Source organism: Vineibacter terrae (assembly GCF_008039615.1).
Classification (GTDB): domain Bacteria; phylum Pseudomonadota; class Alphaproteobacteria; order Reyranellales; family Reyranellaceae; genus Vineibacter; species Vineibacter terrae.
The window spans coordinates 25,079-51,060 of sequence record NZ_VDUZ01000062.1; the positions used below are offsets into that span (position 1 = coordinate 25,079).

Annotated in this window: 23 protein-coding genes; 12 read left to right on the forward strand and 11 right to left on the reverse strand. The window is 67.8% G+C overall.

Annotation, left to right across the window (positions count from 1 at the left end):
• Position 1: 1 nt before the first annotated feature.
• The gene (locus FHP25_RS35330; protein ID WP_147851698.1) at positions 2 to 1,126 is read right to left on the reverse strand and encodes a CaiB/BaiF CoA transferase family protein; all 1,125 of its coding nucleotides are present in this window, start codon (positions 1,124 to 1,126) and stop codon (positions 2 to 4) included.
• Positions 1,127 to 1,234: 108 nt separating this feature from the next.
• Here FHP25_RS35330 and FHP25_RS35335 point away from each other — a divergent pair, with 108 nt between their 5' ends.
• Entirely contained in the window at positions 1,235 to 2,497 is a 1,263-nt protein-coding gene (locus FHP25_RS35335; RefSeq protein WP_147851699.1) for an aconitase X, read from the forward strand.
• Positions 2,494 to 2,928 carry an aconitase X swivel domain-containing protein gene (locus tag FHP25_RS35340; protein ID WP_147851700.1) on the forward strand — a complete coding sequence of 145 codons (435 nt, stop codon included), beginning with the start codon at positions 2,494 to 2,496 and terminating at the stop codon, positions 2,926 to 2,928. The genes FHP25_RS35335 and FHP25_RS35340 overlap by 4 nt, the downstream gene beginning before the upstream one ends.
• 159 nt (positions 2,929 to 3,087) lie before the next feature.
• Here the strand turns inward: FHP25_RS35340 and FHP25_RS35345 are convergent, their stop codons facing one another.
• From FHP25_RS35345 to FHP25_RS35360, 4 genes are all read right to left on the reverse strand, one after another.
• Entirely contained in the window at positions 3,088 to 3,588 is a 501-nt protein-coding gene (locus tag FHP25_RS35345; RefSeq protein ID WP_147851701.1) for a RidA family protein, read from the reverse strand.
• Positions 3,589 to 3,612: 24 nt separating this feature from the next.
• Entirely contained in the window at positions 3,613 to 4,011 is a 399-nt protein-coding gene (locus FHP25_RS35350) for a c-type cytochrome (RefSeq protein ID WP_147851702.1), read from the reverse strand.
• A gap of 10 nt (positions 4,012 to 4,021) precedes the next feature.
• On the reverse strand, positions 4,022 to 5,623 hold the full coding sequence (locus tag FHP25_RS35355) for an NAD(P)/FAD-dependent oxidoreductase (protein ID WP_147851703.1): 1,602 nt from the start codon (positions 5,621 to 5,623) through the stop codon (positions 4,022 to 4,024).
• Positions 5,624 to 5,902: 279 nt separating this feature from the next.
• On the reverse strand, positions 5,903 to 6,688 hold the full coding sequence (locus FHP25_RS35360) for a class II aldolase/adducin family protein (protein WP_147851704.1): 786 nt from the start codon (positions 6,686 to 6,688) through the stop codon (positions 5,903 to 5,905).
• A gap of 188 nt (positions 6,689 to 6,876) precedes the next feature.
• Here FHP25_RS35360 and FHP25_RS35365 point away from each other — a divergent pair, with 188 nt between their 5' ends.
• Together FHP25_RS35365 and FHP25_RS35370 are read left to right on the forward strand one after the other, a co-directional pair.
• The gene (locus FHP25_RS35365; protein ID WP_218578836.1) at positions 6,877 to 7,788 is read left to right on the forward strand and encodes a protein-L-isoaspartate O-methyltransferase family protein; all 912 of its coding nucleotides are present in this window, start codon (positions 6,877 to 6,879) and stop codon (positions 7,786 to 7,788) included.
• A 116-nt stretch (positions 7,789 to 7,904) separates the two neighbouring features.
• On the forward strand, positions 7,905 to 8,195 hold the full coding sequence (locus tag FHP25_RS35370) for a GIY-YIG nuclease family protein (RefSeq protein ID WP_147851706.1): 291 nt from the start codon (positions 7,905 to 7,907) through the stop codon (positions 8,193 to 8,195).
• A gap of 452 nt (positions 8,196 to 8,647) precedes the next feature.
• On the opposite strand, the gene rpsD is transcribed toward FHP25_RS35370, so the two are convergent.
• Both rpsD and FHP25_RS35380 read right to left on the reverse strand, forming a co-directional pair.
• Positions 8,648 to 9,262, reverse strand: a complete 615-nt coding sequence (rpsD, locus tag FHP25_RS35375) for a 30S ribosomal protein S4 (protein WP_147851707.1) — start codon at positions 9,260 to 9,262, stop codon at positions 8,648 to 8,650.
• Between the two features lie 314 nt (positions 9,263 to 9,576).
• On the reverse strand, positions 9,577 to 10,569 hold the full coding sequence (locus FHP25_RS35380) for a Bug family tripartite tricarboxylate transporter substrate binding protein (protein WP_147851708.1): 993 nt from the start codon (positions 10,567 to 10,569) through the stop codon (positions 9,577 to 9,579).
• Positions 10,570 to 10,735: 166 nt separating this feature from the next.
• Between FHP25_RS35380 and FHP25_RS35385 the strand changes: the two genes are divergently transcribed.
• The 3 genes from FHP25_RS35385 (at position 10,736) to FHP25_RS35395 (ending at position 12,927) form a co-directional block, all read left to right on the forward strand.
• Positions 10,736 to 11,107 (forward strand): EthD domain-containing protein, encoded by a 372-nt coding sequence (locus FHP25_RS35385; protein WP_147851709.1) that lies wholly within the window; start codon positions 10,736 to 10,738, stop codon positions 11,105 to 11,107.
• Between the two features lie 16 nt (positions 11,108 to 11,123).
• Positions 11,124 to 11,492, forward strand: coding sequence for a rhodanese-like domain-containing protein (locus FHP25_RS35390; RefSeq protein WP_147851710.1), 369 nt, complete (start codon positions 11,124 to 11,126; stop codon positions 11,490 to 11,492).
• A gap of 226 nt (positions 11,493 to 11,718) precedes the next feature.
• Positions 11,719 to 12,927: an ABC transporter substrate-binding protein gene (locus tag FHP25_RS35395; protein ID WP_231712595.1), complete on the forward strand. Its 1,209-nt coding sequence runs from the start codon at positions 11,719 to 11,721 to the stop codon at positions 12,925 to 12,927.
• Positions 12,928 to 13,357: 430 nt separating this feature from the next.
• Here FHP25_RS35395 and FHP25_RS35400 read toward each other — a convergent pair whose 3' ends face one another.
• Positions 13,358 to 15,091: an AMP-binding protein gene (locus FHP25_RS35400; protein ID WP_218578837.1), complete on the reverse strand. Its 1,734-nt coding sequence runs from the start codon at positions 15,089 to 15,091 to the stop codon at positions 13,358 to 13,360.
• Positions 15,092 to 15,113: 22 nt separating this feature from the next.
• Entirely contained in the window at positions 15,114 to 18,455 is a 3,342-nt protein-coding gene (locus tag FHP25_RS35405; RefSeq protein ID WP_147851712.1) for a carboxyl transferase domain-containing protein, read from the reverse strand.
• 132 nt (positions 18,456 to 18,587) lie between these two features.
• Between FHP25_RS35405 and FHP25_RS35410 the strand changes: the two genes are divergently transcribed.
• Together FHP25_RS35410 and FHP25_RS35415 are read left to right on the forward strand one after the other, a co-directional pair.
• On the forward strand, positions 18,588 to 19,091 hold the full coding sequence (locus FHP25_RS35410) for a MarR family winged helix-turn-helix transcriptional regulator (protein WP_178134038.1): 504 nt from the start codon (positions 18,588 to 18,590) through the stop codon (positions 19,089 to 19,091).
• 65 nt (positions 19,092 to 19,156) lie between these two features.
• Positions 19,157 to 20,782, forward strand: coding sequence for an AMP-binding protein (locus FHP25_RS35415; RefSeq protein ID WP_147851714.1), 1,626 nt, complete (start codon positions 19,157 to 19,159; stop codon positions 20,780 to 20,782).
• A 160-nt stretch (positions 20,783 to 20,942) separates the two neighbouring features.
• On the opposite strand, the gene FHP25_RS35420 is transcribed toward FHP25_RS35415, so the two are convergent.
• Both FHP25_RS35420 and FHP25_RS35425 read right to left on the reverse strand, forming a co-directional pair.
• Positions 20,943 to 22,118, reverse strand: a complete 1,176-nt coding sequence (locus FHP25_RS35420) for a leucine-rich repeat domain-containing protein (RefSeq protein WP_178134039.1) — start codon at positions 22,116 to 22,118, stop codon at positions 20,943 to 20,945.
• Positions 22,119 to 22,205: 87 nt separating this feature from the next.
• Positions 22,206 to 23,042: an enoyl-CoA hydratase/isomerase family protein gene (locus tag FHP25_RS35425; protein ID WP_147851716.1), complete on the reverse strand. Its 837-nt coding sequence runs from the start codon at positions 23,040 to 23,042 to the stop codon at positions 22,206 to 22,208.
• Positions 23,043 to 23,141: 99 nt separating this feature from the next.
• Here FHP25_RS35425 and FHP25_RS35430 point away from each other — a divergent pair, with 99 nt between their 5' ends.
• The 3 genes from FHP25_RS35430 to FHP25_RS35440 all read left to right on the forward strand — a co-directional run bounded on the left by FHP25_RS35430 (position 23,142) and on the right by FHP25_RS35440 (position 25,912).
• Entirely contained in the window at positions 23,142 to 24,182 is a 1,041-nt protein-coding gene (locus tag FHP25_RS35430) for a threonine aldolase family protein (RefSeq protein WP_147851717.1), read from the forward strand.
• Positions 24,183 to 24,287: 105 nt separating this feature from the next.
• Positions 24,288 to 24,812 carry a hypothetical protein gene (locus FHP25_RS35435; RefSeq protein ID WP_178134040.1) on the forward strand — a complete coding sequence of 175 codons (525 nt, stop codon included), beginning with the start codon at positions 24,288 to 24,290 and terminating at the stop codon, positions 24,810 to 24,812.
• 248 nt (positions 24,813 to 25,060) lie between these two features.
• Positions 25,061 to 25,912: a xanthine dehydrogenase family protein molybdopterin-binding subunit gene (locus tag FHP25_RS35440; protein WP_178134041.1), complete on the forward strand. Its 852-nt coding sequence runs from the start codon at positions 25,061 to 25,063 to the stop codon at positions 25,910 to 25,912.
• The last annotated feature ends 70 nt before the right edge of the window (positions 25,913 to 25,982 follow it).

Genomic DNA, 25,982 nt, shown 5'->3' on the forward strand with positions numbered 1-25,982 from the left:
CTCACGCCGCGAACTCGGCGCGGACCTTGGCGGTGTGCTCGCCCAGGGCGGGGACCTTGGCCAGGGGCTGGACAGCGCCGTCGACCGTGGCGGCCAGGGACGGCAGCGAGACCATGCCCTGGTCGGTCGCGATGGTCGTGCGCCGCACCTGCGGGTGCGTCGCCAGATCGCGCAGCGCGCTGACGCGGGCATAGGCGATCTGCGCCGCGTCGAGCCTGGCGGTGATGGTGTCCCAGGTGTGGCGGCGGAAGACCTCGCTCACGATGGCATTGGTCTCGTCGCGCACGGCGTTGCGGGCGGCATTGGTGGCGAAGCGCGGATCCTTCACCATGTCGGGCCGGTCGAGCACGCCGGTGCACAGGCGCAGCCACTCCTTGTCGTTCTGGATCGAGATCAGGATCGGCACCTCGTCGCCCGTCGGGTAGATGCCGTAGGGCGCGATGAAGGGATGCGTCAGCCCCAGCCGCGGCCAGTCGTAGGAATCGTATTCCCACGACATCAGCGGAATCGCCATCCACTCGGCCATCGACGAGAACAGCGACACGTCGATATGCCGGCCCTGCCCGGTGCGCGCCCGCGCCAGCAGCGCCTCCAGGATGGCGGCATGAGCGTACATGCCAGTGCCGATATCGGTGGCCGAGATGCCGACGCGGCCGGGCGCGTGCGGCGAGCCGGTGATCGAGGCCAGGCCCGATTCGGCCTGCACCAGGAGATCGTAGGCCCGCCTTTCGCGGTAGGGACCGAAATCGCCGTAGCCGGAGATGTCGACCGTGATCAGCCGCGGGTGGCGGGCGCGCATATCGGCGGCGCCGAAGCCGGCGCGCGACGCGGCGCCCGGCGCCAGGTTCTGGATCAGCACGTCGGCCTTGGCGATCATGCGCTGCAAAAGCGCCAGGTCGCCGGGCTGCTTGAAGTCGAGGCAGACCGACTCCTTGCCGCGATTGAGGAAGACGAAATAGGCGCTCTGGCCATGCACGTGATGATCGTAGCCGCGCGCGAAATCGCCCTCGGGCCGCTCGATCTTGATCACCCGCGCGCCGGCGTCGGCCAGGCGGGCTGCGCAATAGGGCGCCGCGACAGCCTGCTCGACCGAAATCACCAGGACGCCATCCAGCGCACCGGACATGATGGTACTCTCCGCCTGTAGGAAAAAATGCGATGCGGCCGGCACCATGCCGGCCGCGGGACGGTTTGACAATTGCCCCCGGCGCATGACCGAGGCCATAGTCGGCACATGGTACAGCTTACCGCCGAGGAGCAGGCGCTGCGTGACGGTCGCGAGGGACCTGCAGCGGCGCTGGCACTGCGGATTGTGGCCGAGGCTGCCCGCATGCTGGGCGCCGAGCGCCTGGTGCCGATCGAGTCGGCGCATATCGACGGCTGCCTGTACCATGGCGATTCCGGCACGCTGTTCGCAGAGCGGCTCGTCGCCGGCGACGGCCGGGTACGGGTGCCGACGACGCTCAATGTCGGCGCGCTGGACCTGCTGCATCCCGAACGGGCGCGCCTGGAGGCCCACCAGGCCGCCATGGCCCGGCGCATGATGGACGCCTACATGGATCTCGGCTGCCGGCCGACCTGGACCTGCGCGCCCTACCAGGCCGGCCACCGGCCGGCGCCGGGCACGCATGTCGCCTGGGGCGAAAGCAATGCCGTCGCCTTCTGCAATTCGGTGTTGGGCGCCCGCAGCGAACGCTACGGCGACTATCTCGACATCTGCGCCGCGCTGGCGGGACGCGCGCCCGACACCGGCCTGCACCGCGACGAGAACCGCCGCGCCACGCTGCTGATCGACACGGGCGGCCTCGATCCGCGCCTGATGGCGGAGGATGCGTTCTATCCCGTGCTCGGCGCCTGGCTGGGCGCCACCGCCGGCGCCACGATCGCCGCCATCGACGGCCTGCCCGCCGGGCTGTCCGACGACCGGCTGAAGGCGCTGTGCGCCGCCGCGGCCACGACCGGCGCCGTCGGCCTGTTCCACATCATCGGCACCACGCCCGAGGCGCCCGACATCGCGACCGCCTTCGGCGGCGCGCCGCCGGCCGGGACGATCCGGCTGACCGGCGCGATGCTGCACGCCGCGCGCGACCGGCTGTCGACGGCCGAGCCGGCGCGCGGCGCTGCGATCGATGCCATCGCCATCGGCAGCCCGCATCTGTCGGTCGACGAGTTCTGGCGGCTGCTGCGGCTGCTGGACGGACGGCGCAGCCGGCTGCCGTTCTATGCCTGCACCGGCCGGCACACCATCGACAAGCTGGAAGAGTTCGGCCTGATGGACGAGGTCAAGGCCGCCAACGTCACGGTGGTCGCCGACACCTGCGTGGTGGTGACGCCCATCCTGCCGCCGGGCGGCGGCGTGCTGCTGACGAACTCCGGCAAGTTCGCTCACTACAGTCGCCCCAACACGGGCTACGACGTCGTCTACGGCTCGCTGTCGGACGTCGTCGAGACGGCGGTGGCCGGCCGCCTGGTGCGCGACGAGGCGCTGTGGCGATGAGCGGCAGCCGGGTCCTGGCCTTCCCCGTCGCGCGCGCCGATGTGGTGCAGCGCGGCGCCGCGGCGGGGCGCGCGCTGAAGATCGATACCCTGAGCTTCTGGGGCGGCGTCGACCCGGCCACCGGCCGGCTGAGCGACCCCGCCACCGCCCATCATGGCGAAGCCCTGGCCGGCCGTGTGCTGCTGGTGGCCGAGCCGCGCGGATCCTCGTCGTCCAGCGCCGTGATGCTGGAGCTGCTGCGCACCGGCCGCGCGCCCGCCGCCGTGGTGCTGGGCCGCATCGATGCCATCCTCGGGCTGGGCATTGTCGTTGCCCGCGAGATGAGCTGGCCGACGATCCCGCTGTACCGCCTGCCCGCCGACGCGCAGGCCAGGATCCCGGACGGCGCCGCGCTGCGCATCAACGCCGACGGCGTGATACGGCTGGCGTGATTGCTCCCTCTCCCGCATGCGGGAGAGGGAGGGGCCCGTCGCGCGCAGCGCGATGGGAGGGTGAGGGGCACAAGTCGAGGTGATCGGCGTCGAGTCCGGACGCCCTCATCCGGCCGCCGCGTCGCGGCGGCCACCTTCTCCCGCAAGCGGGAGAAGGAATCACGGCCGCACGGCGGTCACCTCGATCTCGACCAGCCAGCCGGGATTGACCAGGCCGGCGACCTGCATCACCGAGCGCGCCGGCAGGTTGGGCTGCTCGGCGGTGCCGAAGAACTGCTTGTAGCCGTCCATGAAGCCGGCGAAGTCCATGCCGCCCTTGGCCGGATCGCCGACCAGGAACACCTGCATCTTCACGACGTCGCGCATCGACAGGCCAAGCCGCTTCAGCGTCCCTTCGATGGCCTTCAGCACGCCGACCGTCTGGGTCCTGGTGTCGCCATAGGCGGCGACCGTGTTGCGGGCCGCCTTGTCGTCGGCCACCGGCGGCACCGCGCCGCTGACATAGACCGTGGTCTTGCCGGCCGGCACCTCGACAGCGAGCGCGATCGGAAAATCCGAGCTCGGGATCTTGTGCCGCGTGATGTCCTGCGCGACGGCGGGCAGCGCGCCGCACAGCATGGCGGCGACGACGGCGGTCCTGGCGAACGGGGCGATGGTCATGTCTGTCCTCGCAGGAGGTGAGCGCTATCGCACCGCCTTTACATCGTCGGGCGATACCTTGTCCTGGTAGTCGTTGCCCAAATGGCTGCGCACGTAGTTGACGACGGCGGCAACCTGCTCGTCGTCGAGGTACGGGCCGAAGGGCGGCATGCCCCGCAGGCCGTTGAGGACGACAAAGACCGGATAGCCGCTGGCTTCCAGCTTCTCGTTGCGCGCCAGCGCCGGGTACTTGCCGGCGCCGGTGGCGCCCTGCCCCTCAGGCATATGGCAGCCCTGGCAGATGCTGCGGAACAGCACCTCGCCATCCTTTGGCAGGAAGCGCTGGTTGCTGGCGAAGGTGCCGTCGGACGGCTGGGCCATGGCGTCCGATGCCAGGACGAGCGCCAGCAGCGCCGAGGATACCGGTGGAACGACGCGCGGCATGGTGGGTCTCCTACCGGCTTGCCATCACGCGCTGGTGCAGGCGCGTGACCGTGTCGATGGCGGACAGCACGGCGCCCTCCTGCCAGGCCGGCAGGTAGGAGGCGTGCTCGCCGGCAAGCGCGATGCGGCCATCGATCTGGCACAGGTTCTGGTAGTGGATCTTGCGCGCCGCATCGCTCCACTGCCCGTAGCAGCCGAGCGTGCCCGGCACGCGGTGCCACGCCACGGCCATGCCGCTGTCGAACTCGTCGCGGTATTGCGGGTGGATCTGCGCACCCCACTCGACCGCCTTCCTGACCCGCTCGGCCGGCGGCAGCGCGGTGAACTCGTAGGCGAAGGGCGCGTCGAAGACATAGGCGCCCAGCACCACGGCCTTGCCGCGATCGCCGTAGCCGTGGTTGGGATAGCCGATCAGCCCGATCGGCAGGTCGGTGTAGCTGATGCCGCCGTAGATCGCGTCGTCCTGCTCCCAGAAGCGGCGCTTGAACTGCAGGCCGATCTTGATCGCGGAGCCATAGGGCACGGCGCTGATGGCATCGGCCATCGCGGCGCCGACATTGATCTCCATCTGGCTGAGGATCGACAGCGGGATGGTGCAGATGCACCACTGCGCGCTCGCGGTCCGCGGGTTGTCGCCCGTCCTGCTGTCCCGGTAGCGGACGGTGACCTGCCCGTCATCCTGTCGGATCGAGGTGACCTTGGCGTTGAGCTGGATGACGTCGTCGCCCACCGCGCGGGCGAAGGCCTTGGCGATCATGTCCATGCCGCCGACCGGCTGGAGCAAGGTGGTGTGGAACTCGTAGAGATTGCCGGTCGCCAGATAGCGCCACAGGCCCGATTTCAGGAGGTCGCCCAGCCCGACGGGCTGCGACACCTCCGGCTCCGCCGACAGTCCGCCGCCCGGGTCGCGGGCATAGCCGCGCCGGTCGCTGGTGCGCAGGCTGGCCCGGTAGGTGAAGTTCTGGTTCAGCGCGCCCCAGCGACGCAGCGCCTCCAGCAGGATCTCCTTGTCCTCGCGCGAGACCATGTCGTCGAGCTTGTCCTGGCTGACGGCCTTGCCGAGCAGCTCGGCGACATGGCCGTGGAAGTCGGACAGCACATGGCGCAGGCGCTGCTTCTGGCCGCCGAAGGCGCGCTGGCCGTGCAGCCAGGCGTTGTAGTTCACCTGCACGAAAGGCTCGAGCGCCACGCCCAGGCGATGGCAGTAGTCGAGAAGCGCGTAATGGTGATAGGGGATCCGCCACGGACCGGGATTGAGGTAGAGGTCCTTGTCGAAGTCGCAGCGCTGCTCGGCGCCGCCCAGCTCGGTGTAGCGGTCGCCGCCGCGCAGGCTCCAGCAGCGGCCGCCGATGCGGTCGGCATACTCCAGCACCTGGACCTTGTAGCCTGCCTTGCGCAGCTCCAGCGCCGCGGTCAGGCCGGCCAGGCCGGCGCCCAGGATAAGCACCGATGCGCCTCTGGGATCGCCGTCGAGCTTGAGCGGCCCCTTGTGCGGCGAGTCGGCCGCGAAGCCCAGGCTCGCCATCGCCTGGTACATCACGGCGCTGCCGGCCAGCGTGCCGATCAGGGTCAGCAGGTCGCGCCGGCTGACCGGTGGTTCCGTGTCGCTCATCGTGTCGCTCCCCTCTTCCTCCCCGTCTAGCCGAGGGCTATCGCATATGCTGCCGTTCACCCCTCGCCCCGCGGCAGCGGGGAGAGGGAGGGGCCCATCGCGAAGCGATGGGACGGTGAGGGGTACGAGCGATCAGTCCCTGTTTTTGCCGCATGGCTTGATCGTTCCCACCCCTCACCTTCCCATGCCTTCGGCATGGGCCCCTTCCTCTCCCCGCTCTCGCGGGGCGAGGAGACATGCATCGCCCTGCCATCTAGCCGGAGGGGGCCGGTTCGGGTGTCAGTGCCGCCAGTGCGGATCGGTCTTGTCGAGCTTGCGCAGCAGGGCGGCGAACTCGAGGTCGCCGATCCCGATTTTCGATTCGCGCTGCGAGAACGCATCCATGTCGGCGCCCGAGCGGCGTGCCGCCTGATCGTCGAGCACGCGCAGGCGGCCGGCGGCGGCGGCATCGATCTGGATCTGGCAGGCGCGCTCCAGGCGCCACAGGCGCAGGAACGCCTCGGGCACGCTGCTGCCGGTCACCAGCAGGCCGTGGTTGCGCAGCAGCATCGCCTGGTTGTCGCCGAGATCGGCCTGCAGCCGCGACCGCTCGTCGAGATCGAGGCTGGGTCCTTCGTAGTCGTGGCTGGACAGACGGCCGGTGAAGCCGGTCGACACCATCGAGATCGGCAGCAATCCCTCCTCCAGCGCGCAGACGGCCATGCCGGCGCGCGTGTGGGTGTGCATCACCACCTTGTGGCGCGCGGCATTGGCCATGTGGATCGCCGAGTGGATCACGAAGCCGGCATGGTTCACGGGATAGTTGGTCGGCTCGACGGCGGTGCCGTCGACATCGATCTTCACCAGGTTCGAGGCGGTGACCTCGTCATAGTTCAGGCCGTAGGGATTGATCAGGAAATGCAGCTTGTCGCCCGGCACGCGCGCCGTGAGATGGCCGTAGATCAACTCGGTCCAGCCGAGCTGGTCGACCAGGCGGTAGGCGGCGGCAAGCTGCCGGCGCAGCACCCACTCGCCCTGCTCCGGCGGCAGGGCATAGACATCGATTCCGGTCAGCGGCAGGTCCATCGAATCCCCCCAGCGCCAGCATGTCCGGCGTGATCGTACGCCCAACCCGAGCACCCGTACATGGGCTGGGCAGGCCAGGACGGTCCTCTGGGACTTCAAGATGCTGCGGTTTGATGGTATAAAGACCCCACGTCATGGTGGTCTACAACAATGCCGGCCGACCGGCTTCCGAGATGAGTCCCGCCCCGATGCATCGACGCTCCTTCATGCTTTCGTCGCTGGCGACGGCCGGCAGCCTGCTGCCCGGCATGGCCGCCGCGGTGCCCGCGCCGCCCGCCAAGGGCTGGGGCTACGACTCCTATCTCGCGGCAATGAAGGCCTGCGACCGGCCCACGACGCTGACCCGCGAGCAGTTCGATGTGGTGCGCGGCCGGCGCAGGGGCGCGCTGGCCACGATCGAGAGCGTGCTCAAGGCGCATTTCGGCGAGGCCGACCCCAACGTGCTGCGCGCCTTCGACGAGGTGCCGCGCGAGTTCTACCACTACGATTTCGCGGCCCGCTCGGCCTTCGCCACCGTCGCCTACGAGCAGACGTCCAAGCCCTGGCGCATCGGCTTCGGCTCGGCGCTGTCGGATTATCGCGGCCAGGCCTACATGACGCAGCTGTGCAAGCCGACGGCCGACAGCGTGGCGCTGGAGGTCGGCACCGGCTCGGGCTTCCAGATCTCGGTGCTATCGCGCATCGTGAAGAAGGCCTGCTCGATCGAGATCGTCGAGCCGCTGGGCAAGGAGGTCGGCCGCATCTTCGCGCCGCTGGGCTACGACAATGTGCAGACCCGCATCGGCGACGGCTTCTTCGGCTGGCCGGAGGAGACCGGCGGCTTCGACCTGATCATGGTGACCTGCGCCGCCCAGTTCGTGCCGCCGCCGCTGCTGGCCCAGCTCAAGCCTGGCGGGCGCATGGTCATCCCGATGGGCCAGCCCTTCAAGCGCGAGCAGTTCCTCTACGTCTTCACCAAGGACGAGGACGGCAAGGTCCACTCGCGCAAGGATGTCGGCGTCTATTTCGTGCCCATGACCGGCAAGATGATGGCCGACAAGAAGCCGGCCGCCGCCGACAAGCCCGCCACCGGCGGCGAGAAGCCGTCGGCGCCGCAGTAATAGCAGGACGTAGCCTTCATGGTGAGCCTGTCGAACCATGAAGGCTACGCACGAACCGTGGTGCGCCCCGCTTCATGGTTCGACAAGCTCACCATGAAGCTATCCTGAGATCTCCGATGCCATTCTGGGTCTACATGGTGCGCTGCGCCGACGCGAGCTACTACGTCGGCGTTGCGCAGATTGACCTTGAGCAGCGCATCGCCGAGCACAACGCTGGAAAGTACGAGGGCTATACCTACAAGCGACGTCCCGTCGAACTCGTCTGGTCGGAGGAGTTCCAGAGGGTGACGGACGCGATCGCCTCCGAGCGCCAGATCAAGAAGTGGTCACGCGCGAAGAAGGAAGCGCTGATCGCCGGTGACTGGGAAAGGCTCAAGCAGCTGGCGCGGTCCCGAAGCGCCCAATAGCCTTCATGGTGAGCTTGTCGAACCATGAAGGCCTCGCACGGAACACCGGGCGTCGCTTCATGGTTCGACAGGCTCACCATGAAGCTGTTCTTGAGAGCGGCTGATACCCCTGCCCAATGGCCTTCATGGTGAGCTCGTCGAACCACGAAGGCCTCGCACGGACCAACCGTGCGGCGCTTCATGGTTCGACAGGCTCACCATGAAGCTGTTCTTGAGAGCGGCTGATACCCTGCCAAATGGCCTTCATGGTGAGCTCGTCGAACCACGAAGGCCTCGCACGGACCGACCGTGCGGCGCTTCATGGTTCGACAAGCTCACCATGAAGCTGTTCTTGAGAGCGGCTGATACCCTGCCCAATAGCCTTCATGGTGAGCTTGTCGAACCATGAAGGCCTCGCACGGAACACCGAGGGTCGCTTCATGGTTCGACAGGCTCACCATGAAGCTACAGGCTTAGCGGCTGTAGAACTCGACCACCATCGAGGGTTCCATCTGCACCGGGTAGGGCACGTCCGAGAGGCTCGGGGTGCGCAGGAACTTGCCCTTCATGTCCTTGTGGTCGACCTCGACATAGCCCGGCACGTCGCGCTCGGCGAGCTGGGTGGCCTCCAGCACGACGGTGAGCTGCTTGGCCGAGGCGGTGAGCTCGATCGTGTCGTTGTCGCGCACCTGATAGGAGGCGATGTTGACGCGCCGGCCGTTGACCTTGACGTGGCGGTGGCTGACGAGCTGGCGCGCGGCGAACACGGTGGCCGCGAACTTCATGCGGTAGATGACCGCATCCAGCCGGCGCTCGAGCAGGCCGATCAGGTTCTCGCCGGTGTCGCCCTTGCGGCGGATGGCTTCCTGGTAGTAGCGGCGCATCTGGCGCTCGCTGACGTTGCCGTAGTAGCCCTTGATCCGCTGCTTGGCCATCAGCTGCTTGCCGAAGTCGGTCGGCTTGGTGCGCTTGGCGCCATGCTGGCCGGGGCGGGTCTCACGCTTGTTGATGGGGCTCTTGGGCCGGCCCCACAGGTTCACGCCCAGGCGGCGGTTGATCTTGTACTTCGAATTCTCGCGCTTGCTCACGCTCGGTCTTCCTTAGCCATGTATGTCCGGATAGGCCGTGATCGGGCGCGGCTGCGCCCGGGCGGGAACGATGCCTTGCGGCATCCATCCACGTTCTCCGGAAGGAGGCGCGACTATACGCATCGCCGCCATGAAGTCAAACGGCGATATTACTGGAAGATCAATGAGTTAGGCACATATACCCTTCCTCACTTTGCCGGGAAGGTGGCCCGAAGGGCCGGATGGGGAGCGCTCGTGGTGCTGACCAAGAGACCACGTCGGCTCCCCTCCGGCCCTTCGGGCCACCTCCCCAACTTCGTCGGGGAGGATTCTGCTTAATCGACCTTGGCGCCCGCCTTTCGGATGATCCCGGCCAGCCGCGCCTCCTCGCTGGCGCGGTAGGCGGTGACATCTTGCGGCGTCGACCACCACGCGGTGGCGCCGAGGTCGATATAGGCCTTGACCAGGTCGGGGCTTTCGAGCGCCTTCCGGCTGACGGCCGACATGCGCTCCACGACCGGGCCCGGCAGCTTCGCCGGGCCCACCAGGCAGGTCCAGGAGCGGATATCGAAGCCGGGCAGGAACTCGGCCAGGGTCGGGATATCGGGGGCGGCGGCGCTGCGCTGCAGGCTGGTGACGGCGAAGCCGCGCACCTTGCCCGGCCGGTACTGCGCCAGCGCGCCCGGGATGTTGTCGAAGATCATGTGCACCTGGCCGGCCATCAGGTCGACCATGGCCGGCGCCGCGCCGCGGTAGGGCACATGCAGCATGTCGACCTCGGCCAGCTGCTTGAAGAGCTCGCCCGAGAGATGCAGCGTCGTGCCATTGCCGGCCGAGGCGTAGGAGTACTTGCCGGGGTTCTTCTTCAGGAGCGCGATCAGCTCCGGCACCGTCCTGGCCGGCAGGTCCAGGTTGGCCACCAGCATGTTGGGCAGCCACCAGAGATTGGTGACGAAGGTGAAGTCCTTCTCGGGATCGAAGGTCAGCTGGCCCTTCTTCAAGGTCGGCGAGATCGCGTGCGAGGCGATGCCGCCCAGGCCGATCGTGTAGCCGTCGGGCGCCGCCTTGGCGACGACGTCGACACCGACATCGCCGCCCGAGCCGCCGCGGTTCTCGACGACGAACTGCTGGCCGGTCAGCTCCGTCATCTTCTGACAATAGAGCCGCGACAGGGTGTCGGTGGCGCCGCCGGCCGGGAACGGGTTGATGTAGCGCACCGGCCGCGTCGGCCATGCATCCTGGGCGCGTGCCACCAAGGGAGCCGCAAGCGCGCCGCCCAGCGCGGCCAGCGCCGTGCGGCGGCGGATGGTGGCATGATCAGTCTTCATCAGCTGTCCTCCCCAACCGGCGGCGTCACGCCGGTACTTCGTGCTTGGCCGCAAGGGTCGAGCCGCCGGCAGCGCAAGTCAATGGCGCCGTCGCCCTCGGCGCGCGCGCTTTCGCGCTATGACGCGACGCCGGCCAATGGCATCGTGGACCATGCGAGGATTGCCCATGATCAAGCTCACCTTCTGCCTGCACCGCCTGCCGCATCTGAGTCCGGCGCAGTTCCACGACTACTGGCTGAACAGCCACGGGCCGCTGGTGCGCAGCCACGCCGCGGCGCTCGGCATCTGCCGCTACGTGCAGACGCATGCGATCGAGTCGCCGTTCAATGCCGGCCTGCGCCAGTCGCGCCAGGCGCCGGAGCCGTTCGACGGCATCGCCGAGCTGTGGTGGCAGGACGCGGCGGCGTTCGAGCGCGCGATGAGCGCGCCGGCCGCGCGTGCCGCCGGCAAGATCCTGCTGGCCGACGAGCAGACCTTCATCGACCTGCCGCGCTCGCCGATCTGGCTCAACCACGAGCACACGATCGTCAGCGCCTGACACCGAGGGCTGCCGCATGTGGTCGACACTCAAACGCCTGCTGCGCCCCACGCCGCCGATCACCTGGGTGGCGTGCGCCGACCTTGCCGGCCGCGCCGGCGGCACGCCGCCGGCCGTGGTCGATATCCGCGGGCCCGACGAGTTCGACGGCCCGCTGGGCCATATCGCGGGCGCGCTCAACGTCCCGGTCGACACGATCATGGACGGCACGGCCGATCTCGCCGCCCTGCGCAGCCGCGAGGTCGTGCTGGTGTGCCGCACCGACAAGCGCTCGGCGCGCGCCGCCGACAGCCTCGCCGCATCCGGCTTCACGCGCGTGTCGGTCCTGCGCGGCGGCATGGAGCAGTGGAACGCGCTCGGCCTGCCGGTGGCGCGCGGCAGTTAGCACCTGGAATCGCTGGCCGCTGATACACCTGTCATCCCGAGCGCAGCGAGGGATCTCCCGCGAATGACGCACCGTGCGTTCCTCGCGGGAGATCCCTCGCTGCGCTCGGGATGACAGGGTGTCAGTGACAGAATCGCCCGATAATGTAAATAACTTGACGTATCTCGGGCGGCGTGAAACTCTCCGGCCGCCTCAGGCAAGCAGCAGATATCAGGGAGTGATGAAGATGGTGCGTGGACTGGCGCCGGCCTTGGCCGGACTGCTGGCATCGATCGCCGTGGCCGGCAGCGCAGCCGCCCAGGATAAACCCGTCAAGATCGGCGTCCTCAACGATCAGGCCTCCGTGTACTCGAGCATCACGGGCCCGGGATCGGTCGCCGCCGCGCGCCTGGCGATCGAGGATATGGGCGGCTCGATGTTCGGCAAGCCGATCGAGCTGGTGCATGCCGATCACGGTCACAAGCCGGATGTCGGCTCGACGATCGCCCGGCGCTGGTTCGACGTCGAAGGCGTCGGCGCGATCTTCGATATCTACAGCTCCGGCGTCTCGCTCGCCGTGCAAGGCATCGCCGAGCAGAAGAACAAGATCCTCGTGGTCTCCATGGCGTCGAGCCGTGACATCAGCGGCAAGTCCTGCTCGCCCAACGGCATGCAATGGGGCAACGACGGCTACGAGGTCGCCAACCTGACCGTCAAGGGCGCGTCCGACGGCAAGCCGGCCTCGTGGTATTTCATCACCGTCGACTACACCGCCGGGCATTCGATCGAGAAGGATGCCCGCGCGATGATCGAAGCAGCCGGCGGCAAGTTCATGGGCGCCGCCAGGTTCCCCCTCAACACGCTGGATTTCAGCTCCTTCCTGCTGCAGGCGCAGAGCTCCGGCGCCAAGAATATCGGCTTCATCGGCGGCGGCGCGGACATGAGCAACGCCGTCAAGCAGGCCGCCGAGTTCGGCGTCGGGCGCACCGGCCAGCGCTTCGTGCCGTTCTCGCTCACGACCGTCGACGTCGAGGCGCTGGGCAACGCCGCGACGCAGGGCATGCCCCTGGTGCTGAGCTACTATTGGGACGAGAACGACAAGACCAAGGCCTGGGCCGAGCGGTTCAAGAAGGCGTTCGGCAAGATGCCGAGCGATCCGCAGGCCAATGTCTACAGCGCCGTGCTCCACTACCTGAAGTCGGTGAAGGCTGCCGGCACGACCGATACCGATGCGGTCCTCGCCAAGATGAAGGGCACGCCGGTCGAGGATTTCTTCACGAGCGGCGCGCGGATCCGGGCCGACGGCCGGCTGATGCGCGACATCTACTATGCCGAGGTGAAGAAGCCGGACGCGATGAAGGGGAAGACCGACCTCATCACGCTGGTGCGCAAGATGCCCGGCTCGGAGGCCTTCATCCCGGCCGCCGACAGCGACTGCAAGCTGCTGAAGAACTGAGGCGGCTGACGACCGTGGCGACATGAAAGCTAACCACAGAGACACAGAGGCACAGAGACAACACAGAGAACAAGGAGTTGCGCGCCTTCGGCGCGCCGTGGCGTCTTCCTCTGTGTAACCTCTGTGTCTCTGTACTACTGACCTCAAGCATCTTCGCAAGCCGCGGTGATTTTTGTAGCCTTCATGGTGAGCACAGGTGAATGCGAAGCATTCACCGAGTCGAACCATGAAGGCGTTGCACGGACAGTGGTGCGGCGCTTCATGGTTCGACAGGCTCACCATGAAGCACTCCTCCGCCATTTGGTTGCGGCCAACGGCTGCGCTGTGCCTCTGTGGTTCGCCTTCTGACGGCTCGGCCGATAGTGCCATATGCGATAGCCCTGCCCCGTAGGGGGAAGGATTACGTCAGACGCCCGGCTCCCACGGCCTGTCAGGCATACAGCGCCGCAAGCTCTTCCTTCTTGACCTTGCCTGTCGCGGTCATCGGCAAGGTGTCGACGATCCTGATCTCCGGGATCTTGTAGACGGCCAGCCGCTCGCGGCAGAACGCCGCCAGCGCCTCCTCGGTCGCCTTCGACCTGTGCTCCGGCAGCACCGTAACGAAGGCCACGGGGACCTGCCCGCGCGCCTCGTCGGCGCGCCCGATCACGCCGCTGCCCGTCACGGCCGGATGCTGACCGAGCGCCGCCTCGATCTCGGACGGGAAGACGCTCATCCCCTTCACCTTCAGCATCTCCTTGCGCCGGCCCAGGAAATGGACCGTGCCGCGCTCGGAGATCATGCCGATATCGCCGGTGCGCAGCCACCCGTCGACAAGGCTTTCGGCGGTCGCGGCCGGCTTGTTCCAATAGCCCCTGAGCAACGACGGGCTGCGCACACAGAGTTCCCCCTCCTGCCCAAGGGGAAGAAGCCGGTCGGAGCCGAATTCCAGGATCTTGAAATCGGTCTGCGGCACGGGAATGCCGCAGAATATCTGCTGCTGCTTCAGGTCCGTGTCACCCTCCTGCCAGCCGCGGGTGAACGTATCGTAGGAGTGCGTCTCGGTCATTCCCCAGGCAGCTTCCCGCAAGGTCGTGCCCGTCAGCTTGCGCCAATTCTGGCGAAACGTCGGATTGAGCTTCTTGACGAAGGACGCGACCATGACCTCGCGCAGGGACGTCAGATCATGCTGCTGCGCGTCGCGCCGGCCCATGATCTCGACGGCGTTGTCGACGACCATGTTCGAGACCGTGACGCGATGGCGCTGGACCGCAAGCATGTAGGCGGCCGGATCCCAGCGCGCGAGCAGCACGCAGGTCGCGCCCGTCACCACGGGAAGGATGATGCCGACATCCTCGCCCGCGACCCAGAAGACCGGCCAGTAGTTGATGATCACGTCGTTGGCGGTCACGGCCATCGAGATCGATGCCATGACGGCGCCCGTGAAGAGCATGTCGAACTGGGTATGCACGCAGCCCTTCGGCATGCCCGTCGTCCCGCCCGTGTAGTTGAGCGCCGCGATGTCATCGAGCGCCACATCCACCTGCGGAGCGGTATCAGGCTCCTGCGCCAAGGCGCTCATCAGGTCGATCGACTGAGGCACCGGCACGCGCGGCGCTGTCAGCGCCGGCGGCAAGGGACCTTCCGCCTCCTGCGGCAGCATGTCGTGGAAGCTGGTGACGATCACCTGCTCGATGCCGCATTCGCCGCGGATCTCCGCCACGAGGTGCGCCACCTGGTCGTGCGCGATCACGATGCGCGCCTGCGTATCGTTGACCTCGTACGCCAGCTCGTGACGGGTGAACATCGGGTTCACCGGCACATGCACGCAACCCGCCTTCAGGATGCCGAAGAAACAGACGTGAAATTGCGGGCAGTTCGGCAGGAACACCGCCACGCGATCACCCTTGCGGGCACCGAGGCGCAACAGCAGATTGGCAAAGCGATCGCTGAGACGGTCGAGCTCGGCGTAGCTGACGGCCCGGCCATAGAACAGAACCGCCGCCTTGTCCGGCTGGCGGCGCGCCCATTCACGCAGATAGTCCGTGAGAGGACGGCGCCCCAGCGGGAACACAGGGTCGCGTGGCGCATCCGCCGGCCACAAGGCGCCCTGCAAGGCGCGGACATGCGCCAGATAGCTTTGCTCGTCGCGCATGTAGTCCGGGCTCGGCCCTTCCTGATTCATCGTCGTCTCCTGATTGGGTGCATCACCACACGTCGACGCGCGTCACTTTCCGGTTGCTGAAGCGATTGGGCGCGGCCGTGGCCTTCAGGCCGCGAACGATCCAGCGGCGGGTCTCGAACGGATCGATCACGTCATCCACCTCGAGGAAGGTCGCGCCGCTCAGCGCCTTGTTCTCCTCGTAGGACTTGGCAACCATCTGATCGAACCACGCCTTGCGGGCCGCCGCATCCTCTATCGCCATGAGCTCCTTGCGGTAGGCGAGCTTGACCGCGCCTTCCAGCCCCATCGCACCGAACTCGGCGCTGGGCCACGCCAGGACAAAGAACGACGCATGGCTCGAGCCACCCGCCATGGCCAGGGCACCGAGCCCATATCCCTTGCGCAACACGACCGTGAAGTGAGGGACGCTCGCCCTCGAGGTCGCCACGAGCATGCGCGAGACATGCCGCACCTGCGCGACTTTCTCGATCTGCGGCCCCACCATCATCCCCGGCGTATCGCAAAGCGAGACGATGGGAATGTCGAACGCATCGCACAGCTGGATGAAACGTGCCGCCTTGTCGCCGCCATCCGCGTCGATGGCGCCGCCGAGATGCCGCGGGTCGTTCGCGATCAGGCCCATCGGCCTGCCCTCGATCCGGATCAGCGCGGTGATCATGCCCTTTGCGAAGGCCGGCCGCAGCTCGAGCACGGAGCCCTCGTCGGCCAGGGTCTCGATGATCGGGCGGACGTCGTACGCGCGCAGCCGGTTCTCGGGCACGGCATGGCGCAGCAGGCGCTGGTCGGCACAGGACCAGCCGTCGACACGGCCCTGGAAATAGCCGAGATACTTCTTGGCGACGGCGACGCCTTCGGCCTCGTCCGCGACCAGGACGTCGATCACCCCATTCGGGGCCTGCACATCGACCGGCCCGATATCCTCGGGCCGGAAGGCGCCGAGGCCGCCGCCTTCGATCATCGCCGGGCCTCCCATGCCGATGTTCGATGTCCTGTCGGCGATGATGACGTCGCAGGCGCCGAGCAGCGCCGCGTTTCCGGCGAAGCAGCGTCCCGAGACAATGCCCACCAGCGGCACCTGGCCGTTGAGCTTGCCGAACCGTGCGAAGGTCGTGGTTTCGAGCCCGGCGGGCGTCGGCCATTCGTCGCCTGGACGCCCGCCACCGCCTTCCGCGAACAGGACCACGGGCAGCGCCCATTTGTCGGCAAGCGTGAGCAGGCGATCCTTCTTCTTGTGATTGACGACCCCCTGCGTTCCGGCAAAGACCGTGTAGTCGTATCCCATGATGGCGCAGCGCGACGCCTCGTCGCCGAACAGCGCGCCATTGACGGCGCCGACCCCAGTGATCATGCCGTCGGCCGGGCTGAGGCGGCGCAATTCATCGGGCGTCCGCCGCTGGCGCTGCGCCGCCAGCGCCAGCCCGCCATACTCCACGAACGAGCCTCGATCGCACAGATCCGCGATGTTCTCGCGAGTGGTCCGCTGATTGGTCTTGCGCCGGCGGGCCACCGCATCGGGCCGGCTGTCGTCGAGCAGCTCGGCGTGGCGTGCGATGACCTCGGCGAGATCACCGCGAATATGGTCGAGATCGATGGCCTGCGCGGCGGCCGCGCTGGCGCCGGCATCCTCCGAAGGCGACACGTGCAGCAGCGTTTCCCCTTCGAAGATCGTGTCGCCGGGGGCGGCGAGAATGTCCTCGACGGTGCCCGCCACCGGCGAGACGACGAGGTGCTCCATCTTCATGGCCTCGATGACGAGCACAGGCTGGCCGGCATGGACCCGCTCGCCGCGCGCCACGGAGCAGGCAACGATCGTGCCCTGCAGCGTGGCCGGCACGGCCACGATCCCTTCCGGGACCGGTGCGGCCTGACGAGGCTTCGGGGCATCGGCCCGAGGCGGTGCGATGGCCGAGGCTGCATCGAAAATGCCGAGTGGGTCGATCTCGCGAACATCCCGTGACCTGGGCGGCGCGGCCTCAGGCTCGTATCCCGCGGCCACCGCGAGGATCGGCCCGATATGCGCCTCCAGAAAATTCGTCGAGATGCGATCGGCGATAAAGTCGTCATTCTCGACGATGGCGCGCAGGACCGGGATGTTCGTCGCGACACCTTCGATACGAAACTCCTCCAGCGCCCGACGGCCGCGGCGGATGGCGTCATGCATCCCTTCCGATGAATAGGCGATGACCTTCGCGAGCAGGGAATCGTAGCGCGGGCTGGAGCGATAGCCCGCATATCCATACGTATCGACGCGTATGCCGGGCCCGCCCGGCGGCGCGAAGCTTGTCAGGATGCCGCCGCTCGGCCGCGCGCTGCCGTCGGCGGCCATCTTCTCCATGTTGACGCGAAACTGGATCGCCGCGCCGCGCGAAACAGGCGGGCGGTCAAGGCCGAGGTCGGCGAGACGCGCGCCGGCAGCGATGCGAAGCTGTGTCTTGACCAGATCGACCCCGTAGATCTCCTCGGTGACGGTGTGCTCGACCTGCAGACGCGGATTGGCCTCGATGAACACGTAGCCGCGTCCCTCGGACGGCACCAGGAACTCGAATGTGCCCAGCCCGCGATAGGCTATCCTGGCCGCCATGCGGGTGGCCGCGCCATAGAGCGCTTCGCGGAGCTTGCCGGGAATGCTCCGGCTCGGCGCCATTTCCACGACCTTCTGGTGGCGCCGCTGGATCGAGCATTCGCGTTCCCCGAGATGAACGACGGATTGCCCGTCGCCGACGACCTGCACCTCGATATGACGCGCGTTCGGCAGGTAGCGCTCGACGTAAAGCCCGTCGGCACCGAATGCCGCCTGGGCCTCGGAGCGGCATCTCTCCCAGGCGCCGGCGAGATCGGCTTCGGCCGGGACCACCCGCATTCCCCGGCCGCCGCCGCCCGCGACCGCCTTGATCATGATCGCGCCGCCGGCTCCCAGCCCGGCGAGGAAGGCGGACGCCTGCGCCATCGTGACCGCGCCATCCGATCCTTCGAGCACCGGAACGCCGTTGGCGCGGGCAAGCGATATCGCTGCCGACTTGTTTCCGAACAGCTCGAGCGTTTCCGGCGCCGGTCCGACGAAGGTCATGCCGGCGTCGGTCACGGCCCGCGCAAACTGCGGATTTTCCGACAGGAAGCCGTATCCCGGGTGCACCGCATCGCAGCCGGTCTCGAGCGCCGCCTGGACGATCGCCTCGATGTCGAGATAGGCCGCAGCACCCGCACCCGGCAGCTCCCGTGCCTTGTCGCCGGCCTGCGCATGCGCGGATCCCGCGTCGTCAGCAGGAAAGACGGTGACGGTCGCAATATCGAGCTCGAAAGCCGCGCGCGCGATGCGCAGGGCGATCTCCCCCCGATTGGCGATCAGAATCCTACGCAATGACATTTTCAATCCTTCAGGCTCGACGGCGGCCGGACCGCATCTGCGCGTTGCCATGGACCCAAACGCGGATGTCGCTAAAAAACTATGGACCCAGGGAAATTATGTCAATATCATTACTCAATAGGCGGAGCCCAGATGAAACGGCAAGCGACGGTCAAGAGCGGCGAGGCAGGATCGGGCATAGATGGCCGAAGCGACGCCGGTCAGCGCCATGACCTGAACAACCGGCTGTTCTTCAGGCTCTTCCAGGCCGCCAACATCTACGAGGCGCAAGCCGTGCGGCAGCTGAACCTGTCCGCCGTGCAAGGCGCCACGCTGGGCGCGCTGTCGCGCGACGCCAACGGCATGCCGTTCTCGGATCTGTACACCTACCTCTCCGTCAGCCGGCAGAATCTCGACGCCGTGCTGAAGCGGCTGGAGCAGGCGGGCCTCGTCGAGCGGCTCGAAGGCAAGACCGATCGTCGCCAGAGGGTGGTGCGGTTGACGCCGGCGGGCGTCGACGCCTGGGCCGATATCCGGCAGCGCACGATCGACTTCTACCGCCAGGGAACGAAGGGCCTTTCGGCAGAAGAGGTGTCGACCTGCGCCGAGATGCTGTCGCGCATCGGGCGCGCGCTGAAGACCATGCAGTTGAAATGAAGCGGGGCCGTCAGCGCGGCGCGACGCCGCGATGATTGCCCGAAGATGAAATGGGAAGCCGGAGAATGACGACCCAAGCAGATACGACCGACACGCGCATTCCCCCTCGCGAAGAGTGCGTGCTGCGCTACGTGCTGGAAAGGCGGGCGGCGGCGCATCCCGATCGCCCCTACCTGAAGCTGCCGGACGGCAGCGCGGTCAGCTACGGCGCGTTCTGCGATGCCGTGCGCCGCACCGCGGCGGGCCTCGCCGCGCTCGGAGTCAAGCAAGGCGACTATGTCAATGTCTGGCTGCCCAACACCGTCGATATGGTACGCGTCTGGTTTGCCATAAACTGGCTCGGCGCCGTCTACGTGCCGATCAACACGGCCTACCGCGGCGGCGTCCTGGCGCATGTGATCGCCAATGGCAACGCCGAGGTCATGATCGTCGCCGCCGATCTCGTCGGACGCCTCGGCGACATCGATCGGTCGCGGCTGCGCACCCTCGTCATCGCCGGCACGATGCCGCCGGCCATTCCCGGCCTCGCGTACACGCCACTCGAGAAGCTCGACGCCGATCCCGCGACCCTGCCGCCGCTCGGGCAGCCGATCGAGCCCTGGGACACGCAATCGATCATCTACACGTCGGGCACGACCGGCCGCTCCAAGGGCGTGCTCAGCTCCTACGCCCATCTGTGGCACATGAGCGGCGCGCAGGCCTTCCCGATGCTCGCCGAGAGCGACTGCTATCTCGTCTATCTGCCGTTCTTCCATGTCGGCGGCACGCTGCCCGTCGTCGCCATGCTCAACCGCGGCGGCGCGATCGGCATGGGCGGCGATTTCACCACCGAGGCGTTCTGGCCCACGGTCCGCGCCACCGGCGCGACCTACACGATCCTGCTCGGCGTCATGTCCACCTTCCTGTCGAAGCGTCCGCCGCAGCCGGACGACCGCGACCATTCGCTCGCAAAGGTGACGATGATCCCGCTTCCCGACGACTCCCAGGCGTTCGGCAGCCGCTTCGGCTGCACGATCTACACGCTGTTCAACATGACGGAAGTGAGCGTGCCGATCGTCTCGGAAGCCGACCCGCAGACGATCGGCACCTGCGGCAGGCAGCGTGAGGGCGTCGATCTGCGTATCGTCGATGCCCATGACCGCGAGGTTCCCGTCGGCCAGGTCGGCGAACTGATCGTGCGCACCGACGCGCCCTGGGCGCTGAACTCCGGCTATCACAGGAACCCGGAAGCGACGGCGCCGGCCTGGCGCAACGGCTGGTTCCATACCGGCGATGCCTTCCGCAAGGACGATCAGGGCAACTATTTCTTCGTCGACCGCATGAAGGATGCGATCCGGCGGCGCGGCGAGAACATCTCCTCGTTCGAGGTCGAGGCCGAGATCCTCGCCTATCCGAAAGTGCGCGAATGCGCCGTGGTCGCGGTGCGCAATGAAATCGCCGAGGACGACGTCCTGGCAATCATCGCGCCGGCGCCGGGCGAGACCATCGATCCGCTGTCCCTGCTCGAGTTCCTCAAGCCGCGGCTCGCGCACTTCATGCTGCCGCGCTACTTCCGGATCATGACCGACCTGCCCAAGACGCCGACACAGAAGGTCGAGAAGTACGTCCTGCGCCAGCAGGGGCTTACCGCCGAGACCTGGGACCGGGAGAAGGCGGGCGTCACCATCAAGCGCGAGAAGATCGGCGGCTAGGCCTTTCCTTCTCCCCGCCTGCGCCTACGGTATTCACACATTTTCACTGTCATCCCGAGCGCCAGCGAGGGATCTCCCGCGAATGGCGCACCGTGCGTCTTTCGCAGGAGATCCCTCGCTGGCGCTCGGGATGACAGTCCTATTTTTCGGGACTGCCCCGTCACCGGGCGATGCGCAGCTTGGGGAGCGCCTTCTTCGCCGCGTCGATGCCGGCTTCGGTGAACCGGGCCTTGCGCGCGCTGATCGCCACCAGGGTGGGAATGCGGCTCAGCATCGCCAGCCCCGCGTCGCCGACCTGGGTCTCGTCCAGCGTGATGCGGCTCAGCGGCAGGTCGACCAGGGCCGCCATGCCGGCATCGCCCACGGCGGTCTCGCTCAGCCACAGGGTCTTGAGCTGCTTGAGGTTGACGAGCGCCTCCAGCCCCTTGTCGGTGATCCGGGTGCGGTTGAGGTAGAGCGTCTCCAGGTTCACCAGCGCGCCGATCGATGGCATCGCTGAGTCGGTGATCGAGGTGCCCCAGATGAAGAGGCGCCGCAGCGACGTGATCTCCGCGAGCGACGCAGCGCCCCTGTCGTCGACGGCGCTGTTCATCAGGCTGATCTGCTGCAGGTTCTTCAGCGAGACAAGGTAGGCAAGGCCGGTGTTGATGCGCGTGAAGTTCAGGCCCAGCGCGCGCAGGTTCGCGAGCGCCGCCAGCGGCCGCAAGCCCTCGTCGGTGATGTTGGGCATCTGCTGCAGCGACAGGACCTCCAGTCCGGCGGCCGGAGCCAGCGCCGCCAGGCCTGCATCGCTGATCTCGGCGCGATCGAGGATCAGCGACTTCAGGTTCCGGATCCGGGCGACATGCGCCATCCCTGAATCGGTCCAGCCCGTGGTGCTGCCGAGGTTGAGCGCCGCCAGCCTGGGCGCCGTCGCCAGCACCTCCAGCAGCCTGTCGTCGATGGCCAGGCCATAGAGGCTGAGGCTGCGCAGCTCCGGCAGCCGCACAAGCGCGGCGATGCCCTTGGTGGTGACGCGGCCACGCCCGACATCGATGCTGGCCAGCCGCGGCAGCAGCACGAGCTGGGCCATGTCCTCGTCGGTGAGATGCTGCCAGGCGCGGCTGTCGATGTTCAGGCTGGTGGCACGCAGCGCGTTCTCGACCGTGAGCGGCTGGTTGCCGCTCTTCACGCCCAGGTCGTTCAGACGCCGCACCAGCGCCTCCAGCGCCGCGCTGGCGGGCGGCGCCGCCTCCGTCGGGGGCCGGCCCGGCTTGGCCTGGACCGCCGACGCGATCCCGGCCGCCGCCATGACAACGGCCGCGCAGATCCCGGCCCATCGCCGCACTTGCTGCATCCCTATCCTCGGCCTGTGCCGGGCGCCCGACATGGTCACGATATCCCACGCCGGCCATGCCGGTTCAACCGCAGCGCTGCCGCAGCGTCACCGCCCCGTGAACCGGGGGGCGCGCTTCTCCATGAAGGCGGCAATGCCTTCCTTCATGTCCTCGGTGCCGAACAGCGGCAGCAGCTGCAGGAAGACATGATGCACGTGCTCGGTGAAAGGCTCGTTCCAGCCCATGCGCATCATGCGCTTGGCGGCCTGCACCGCCAGCGGCGCGTTGGCGGCGATCTCGGCCGCGATCTCGCGTGCCGCCGCCACGGCGCCGCCGTCGTCGACGACACGCGACACCAGGCCCAGCGCCAGGCTCTCCTCGGCCGAGAGCGTGCGGCCGGTGAAGATCAGCTCGGCCGCCTTGGACCAGCCCAGCAGGCGCGGCAGATACCAGGTGCCGCCGGACTCCGGCAGCACGCCGCGCCTTGCGTAGCTGGCCGCCAGCTTGGCCGATCGCGTCATGACTCTGATATCGGCGCCCAGGGCGATGTCCAGGCCATAGCCGGCCGCCGAGCCGTTGAGCGCGCAGATCACCGGCTTGTCGATGTTGTGCAGCACCGTCGGCGGCGTGTTGCGCAGGTCGATGGTGGTGCGCATGAAGCCCTGGCCCAGGCCGATGCTGTCGGTGCCGGTCTTCTGCGCCTCCAGGTTGAGGCCGGCGCAGAAGGCCTTGTCGCCGGCGCCAGTCAGGATCACGGCCCGGACGGCGGCATCGTCGCCGGCGCGCACCAGGGCAGCCGACAGCGCATCCAGCATCGGCCGCGAGATCGTGTTCATGCGCTGCGGGGCGTTGAGCGTGATGGTCGCGATCGCGCCGTCGGCGGTGTAGACCACCTCGTTGGCGGCCGCGGCGGCCGTCGCGTCAAGGGCGTCAGGCGGGGCCATGCGGAACTCCTATGGAAGCAAGCCGGTTGCGTCTATTGTTCGCCCCGCGGCCGGCGATGTTCAATGGCGCCGTCATCCTCTTCGCGACCCGGGTCCACCATGCAGAACCGCTTCATCGACCTCTACAGCGACACCAAGAGCAAGCCGACGCCGGGCATGCGCAAGGCGATGGCCGAGGCCGAGGTGGGCGACGAGCAGAAGTTCGAGGACCCCACGGTCAACCGCCTGCGCGAGACAGTCTGCACCCTGCTGGGCAAGGAGGATGCCGTCTTCCTGCCGTCGGGCACGATGTGCAACCAGATCGCGATCCGCGTCCATTGCCGGCCCGGCGAGGAGATCATCTGCGACAAGCAGGCGCATATCATCACCTCCGAAGGCGGCGGGCCGGGCGCGAACTCGGGCGTGGTGTTCCATCCCCTCGACGGACCGCGCGGCACCTTCAGCGGCGCCATGGTCGATGCCGCGGTCAAGGACCCCGCCAACCGCTATGCGCCGCGCTCACGCCTGGTCGAGGTCGAGCAGACGTCGAACCGCGGCGGCGGCGCGGTATGGCAGCTGGCCGCGATCGAGGACGTCGCGGCGGCGGCACGGCGGCACGGGCTGGCGCTGCATATGGATGGCGCGCGCCTGCCCAATGCCTGCGTCGCGTCGGGCGTGGCGGCAGCGAGCTTTGCCGCCCCCTGCGACACGCTGTGGCTCGACTTCACCAAGGGACTGGGCGCGCCGGTGGGCGCCATCCTGGCCGGGCCGAAGGATTTCATCCATGAGGCGTGGCGCGTGAAGCAGCAGCTCGGCGGCTCCATGCGCCAGTCGGGCATCATCGCCGCCGGCGCCCTGCATGCGCTCGCCCACCACTGGGACCGGCTGGCCGAGGACCACGACAACGCCAGGCGCCTGGCCGCGGGACTGGCCGAGATCAAGGGCATCGGCCTCGATCCTGCCGGCATCGAGACCAACATCATCTACTTCAACGTCACCAAGCCCGGCTGGACGGCGCCGCGGCTGATGCAGGCGATGAAGGCCGAGAATGTCGGCATCGGCGCCTTCTCGCAGAGCATGATCCGCGTCGTGACGCATCTGGACATCACGCGCGAGGACATCGACGCCGCGCTCGCCGCCTTCCGCCGTGCGCTGGCGTGAGGGCAAGCCTGCCCCGCCTCATCCGATCGGGTGACGCCGCCGCACGGGCCGCCTAGTAAGATAGCCGGCGACGGTGGTCACCGTCGACAGGGGGGGGTTGAGCTCATGTCAACGATGCGCGAGGCGGCACGCGTCTTGATGACCGTTGCCGTCCTTCTGGGCCTGGACGGCCCGGCCCTGGGGCAGGTCCTTGCTCCGACGGCACGGGAAATCGTCCCGGCGACACCGGTCCGATCGGACCAGACCTTCATCGCCAGGTCGAACCATTGGACCGCCTGGCTCGTGGACGGCAAGCTGGTCTTCATCGAGGACGATGGCGGTGGCTTCAACTCGGCCATCATCGTGAACCCGGACACGATTGATTTCGGCATCACCAGCGAGGCCTGGCAGGTGACTCCCGGCGCGTCCTACGACATGCAGATCAGCATCGATGGCCAGGTCTTCTCGGGAACCGCCATCGGGACCAACAACACGACCGTGCAGATGCGCAACATCAACCGGGCCTTCCTGCAGAACCTGTACTGGGGCCGCAGCGCCCTCATCCGCGTCAACCAGCACGACCTCGTGCTGTCGCTGACCGGATCGAAGGCCATCATCGACGCCGGGCTGCGCTATCTGCGCGGCGGCTGACCAGGAAGAAGCTTGGCCTTTGGCCGGGCCGCGGCGCTCCAGCGCCGCATCCGGCGCGCAGCGCCGGACATATGAGCGGCGCTGGAGCGCCGCGGCCCGACCACAGGACATGCAGGAAGGCCGCCTTCATGCCCGTTCGCTCGCCATTGTCGCCCCGCGGGCGGGATTGTAGGCTGGGCGCCTGTTTTCCCGCCAATGGAGGCCTTGCTCGGGAGGGCAGAGATATCCCCTACCCGCGAAGGCCAGGCATGCCCGATACAGCTCCTGTCGGACTCGGCGCTCCCGTCAAACGCCTGGAGGACGCCCGGCTGCTCACCGGCCAGGGCCGCTTCACCGACAATCTCGCGGCGCGCGACGCCCTGCACGTCTACTTCCTGCGCTCGCCCCACGCCCACGCGCGGCTGGCGCGGATCGACACGCAGGCGGCAACCGCCGCGCCGGGCGTGGCCGCTGTGCTGACCGGCGCCGACGCCGCTGGCGAGGTCGGCCACCTGCCCGCGATCAGCGAGATCAAGGGCCTCGACGGGCTGCGCCATCGCGAGCCGCTGCGGCCATCGTTGGCCTGTGGCCGCGTGCGCTATGCCGGCGAGATCGTGGCCATGGTGGTGGCCCGGTCGCTGGCGCAGGCGCGCGATGCCGCCGAGCTGATCGCGGTCGACTACGAGGCGCTGCCCGCCGTCGTGGCCGGCGACGATGCGCTCGCGCCCGGCGCGCCGCTGCTGCACGATGACGTGCCCGGCAACCTGATGTGCGCCTGGGGCAAAGGCGACGCGGACGCGGTTGACCGGGCGTTCGCCGGCGCCGCCCGCGTGGTGTCGCTGTCGCAGCGCTTCAACCGCATCCTGGCGAACTACCTGGAGCCGCGCGCCATCGGCGCCACGCACGACGCCGCCTCGGACGTCACGACCGTGACGTTCGCCTCCCAGAGCGCCCATATCCCGCACAAGCTGCTGTGCGATCGCGTGCTGAAGCGGCCGCGCGACAAGCTGCGGCTGGTGACGCCCGATGTCGGCGGCGGCTTCGGGCCCAAGTTCACGCTCTATCCCGAAGTTACCCCTGAGGGAATTGAGCAAGTTGTTGTGATCGCAGGGATTTGTTGACTGCGAAGTGTTTCGTGCTGCCTACAGCGAGGGTGTCAGGTCGAGCAGATCGAAGGCGCGTTGCTGGACA